Raw genomic sequence first — 3,433 nt, 5'->3', positions numbered from 1 at the left:
ATTGTACTAATTTTATATATAACCAAAAACCATATATACCTAGAGTTAATATTGTTAATATATACCATTTCATGTAATTAACAAATAAACTTCCTCCTGTTCCTACGAACTTTAATCTTTTTCCATCTATGATTGTATTTTATATTTCCCATTTATATTTAAATCTATCTAATCACATAGTATCTCAAATTCAGGTACATATAGATTAGCTGATTTGCACTTTTGGCATTTAATATTTCCCAGCTTTACTTCATTATCAATGTCTATCCTTCTTAACGTATCTTTGCACTTCGGACAATTATAAATATAATCGTATCTCCAATACTTCGTTATAATAGATACAGCTTTTTTATTTCCTATAAATCCACAATTATCACACAAATAAACTTCTCTTGAGTAATCAATAGTATACATTTCCTTACTATTTTCTAAATTATCAATTATTTTCTTAATTCTGTTATAATCTCTTTTATTTTCTCCATTAAAAAATGCTTCTAATGAAGAATCACTCATTCCTATTCCTGTTAAATAATTTTCTTCTTTTCCACACTCTTTACAAATAAAGCTTACTCCACTCCCCATAAGTCCCCTCCTATAATTATTTAATAGTTCTAAAATATATAGTTATTTACGTATTTAGTTATATCTATTGACTCTTTATCTGAATGTACTCTAGCATCTATACATATCCTACCTATAAAGTGAGGATATAAATCGAAGTCAATGTCTCCATTCTTTTTCTTTTTAGCCTCTAGTGCATAGTGTTGTTTTAATTCTTCTCTTGTAAATACCAAAGCTTTGTCTATATTTTCACTGCATATTATAATCATATAGTCATATTGTTCTTCTAACTCTTTACTAGAAAAACTTGTCCATAGAAGATATGTATTAGGATCTTCACCTTCACTATAATTTTTACTTGTTTTTATTTTTACTTTTTTCACACCTTCTATAGTTTTAAAAGTTATTTGATTTGCTTTTGTTTCTACATTTTCTATTTTATCTAAGTTGTTTTCTATAAACTTAGATAAAACTTGCATAGTTATATTTTTTCTACTTAATTTCATTTCTGCCTCCTATTTAAATATACTAGAATTTAATCTAGTATATTTATTTTTTCTGTTACTGTTTTACTTATTAAGCTTTGTTTAGCTTCTTTTAGTTTTTCTATTTGTAATTTTGTTTTATTTATAGTTTTAGTCATATCTACTATTTTTTTAGCAATAACCTCTTCTATATTATATTGTTCATGATGCGTTGGAACTACTGCTTGTATATTAAATAACTGTTCTGCATATAGTCTCATGACAGAATTTTTACCCCCAGGGGTCTTATCAAGGACAAAGTCCTTGATAAGAACCCTTCTCCGATTTCAATTTATTGAATTATACATAATTCTGATTTTCACATATAATTCGATAAGTTTATAAATACATTAAAACACTCATATCCAATAGATATGAGTATTAGTGAATTTCAATGGTGGAGATGATTCAAAACAATCATACCCAGAATTTTATTTTACAATTTCCCACATAAAGTTTACTCTCTATATAAGATTTTTGACACTATTAATAGAGTATAAAGTAATTACAAAACTTTTCTTCTTAACCATTTAATATAATTTTATCTTGTCAGGCCATGGATTATTTTGTGCAATACTCCATGTCTTATCAATATATTGCAAAGTATAAATTTGCTCTACTGCATGAAAATAATAAGAACCTTTTGTAGTAACTTTATATCCCAACTCATCTTCCTTCAATAAATTCATTTTTTTTGCTAAACTCAATTCAAATCTATAGTCTTTACTTAACTCACTATCAAACATCTTTTTATAAAGCTCTTTATCTAAATTCATATTGTAAACATTCCAAAATAACCAATAAGATTTTCTTGAAAATTCGGTGAAGTTTAACACCAATGCACAAGGAAATTCATTTTTATTTATTGCATTTATATATTCTTCAATGGAGAAAGTATTTAATCTAAACTTATCATCAAATAATGAGGCAGCTCCTGGACCTAATCCTATAAAATTTTCTCTAGTTATAGAAGAATATTTTTCTGTATTAGGCTTAGCAAAAGTCCATACAGAGGTTCTATCTAGGCCTATTTTCTCTGCCATATTTACAAGTTCAAAAAGCATTTTTTTCTTTTCATTAGCAGTTAGAGGTTTTCTTTTATTATTAGCATAAGAAAAATCAATAAATGGATAGGTAGAAATTTGAGTTGCCCCAATTTCAAAGGCCAAGGCTACATCTTCTTTTAAATCTTCTATACTTTGGTTAGGTATTCCAAATATTAAATCTACATCTATGGTTTCAAATCCCACTTCTTTGACTAGCTTTATTTTTTCTGCTTCATTATTTTCTTTTCTACCTAAGCTTTCCAAACAATTTTTATTAAATGATTGAATTCCAACACTTATCATATTAAATCCTAAGCTCTTTAACTTATTCAATAAACTTAAATTTATATTACTTGGATGTAATTCTATCGCTAAGCTACCTTTTAGATTGAAGTTTTCTTTTACAGTATCTATAATTTCTTCAAGATATTCTATAAGTAAGGCAGGTGTTCCACCTCCAAAATATAGAGATGTTATATCCTGCTTTTTATATCTTATATTAGCTAGTTTTATCTCTTTTAATAGAGCTTTTTTATATTCGAAAGCCTTTTTTTCGTCATATAGCACTTTATTGTATGGACAAAAAGAACATATACTTTTGCAAAATGGTATATGTATATATAACCCTAAATTATCTTTATTATTTAAATTCACATAATCTAAATCATTATTATCATTGCATTTTACAAATTCAAATGGCTTAAAGCTTTTGTTTAGTATCGGTCTTAAAATATTAGTCAGCATGTTCTATCCCCCCTATACAAACTTCAGATATTCTTCATAATTTTTATGCTCCCAGTTTAAATATATTAAATAATAGATTTATGTAAATTTTTTACAATTATATCTTTATTTTAGAATAACATAAAAAGAACTGCTAGACTATAAATTTAGCAGTTCTCTTATCCCTATTTTCGTGGGTTTCAATGGTGGAGACGATTTACAGGAAATCAATATTTTTGATTGCGATACAAATTGTTAAGCTCTTTAAGTTCTTCAACACTCAAAGTTTTTATGGTAGTGACATGCCATGTCACAGCTATACCAACTAGAACTAAAAACATTTTAATGTACATTGATTGCATAAGTAATATAGAAATGCTTAATGTTAACCATAGAAAAATTATTGTTCCAATTTTTGTAGTTTTAGGAATAGCCTTATAATTCATGTAACAATATATATACTTTCCTAGCATTTTATTGTTAATTAGCCAATTATACATTGTTTTAGAGCTTCTAAGGTAGCATACTGAAGCAAGCAGTAGCAATGGAGTTGTAGGAAGTACAGGAATAAATATACCA

The 3,433-nt window shown here is 26.7% G+C and carries 5 protein-coding genes; all 5 read right to left on the bottom strand.

Annotated features, from left to right (window positions below; translation table 11 throughout):
• Positions 1-168 precede the first annotated feature (168 nt).
• The gene (locus tag VLM92_RS00060) at positions 169-582 is read right to left on the bottom strand and encodes a hypothetical protein (RefSeq protein WP_325274316.1); all 414 of its coding nucleotides are present in this window, start codon (positions 580-582) and stop codon (positions 169-171) included.
• 29 nt (positions 583-611) lie between these two features.
• Entirely contained in the window at positions 612-1,067 is a 456-nt protein-coding gene (locus VLM92_RS00055; protein ID WP_325274315.1) for a hypothetical protein, read from the bottom strand.
• Between the two features lie 29 nt (positions 1,068-1,096).
• Positions 1,097-1,306: a hypothetical protein gene (locus tag VLM92_RS00050; RefSeq protein WP_325274314.1), complete on the bottom strand. Its 210-nt coding sequence runs from the start codon at positions 1,304-1,306 to the stop codon at positions 1,097-1,099.
• 309 nt (positions 1,307-1,615) lie between these two features.
• Positions 1,616-2,875 carry a coproporphyrinogen-III oxidase family protein gene (locus tag VLM92_RS00045; protein ID WP_325274313.1) on the bottom strand — a complete coding sequence of 420 codons (1,260 nt, stop codon included), beginning with the start codon at positions 2,873-2,875 and terminating at the stop codon, positions 1,616-1,618.
• 206 nt (positions 2,876-3,081) lie between these two features.
• A partial coding sequence (locus tag VLM92_RS00040; protein WP_325274312.1) for a YbaN family protein occupies positions 3,082-3,433 on the bottom strand: 352 nt, incomplete at its 5' end.

Origin of the sequence: Romboutsia sp. (assembly GCF_035470145.1) — a bacterium.
Lineage (GTDB): Bacteria > Bacillota > Clostridia > Peptostreptococcales > Peptostreptococcaceae > Romboutsia_D.
This window is presented reverse-complemented; position numbering and strand designations above follow the sequence as displayed.

What these genes read in the sequence shown, in the direction of transcription:
- VLM92_RS00045 (WP_325274313.1), bottom strand. Translation starts at nt 2,875, where the DNA reads ATGCTGACTAATATTTTAAGACCGATACTAAACAAAAGCTTTAAGCCA.
- VLM92_RS00055 (WP_325274315.1), bottom strand. Translation starts at nt 1,067, where the DNA reads ATGAAATTAAGTAGAAAAAATATAACTATGCAAGTTTTATCTAAGTTT.
- VLM92_RS00050 (WP_325274314.1), bottom strand. Translation starts at nt 1,306, where the DNA reads ATGAGACTATATGCAGAACAGTTATTTAATATACAAGCAGTAGTTCCA.
- VLM92_RS00060 (WP_325274316.1), bottom strand. Translation starts at nt 582, where the DNA reads ATGGGGAGTGGAGTAAGCTTTATTTGTAAAGAGTGTGGAAAAGAAGAA.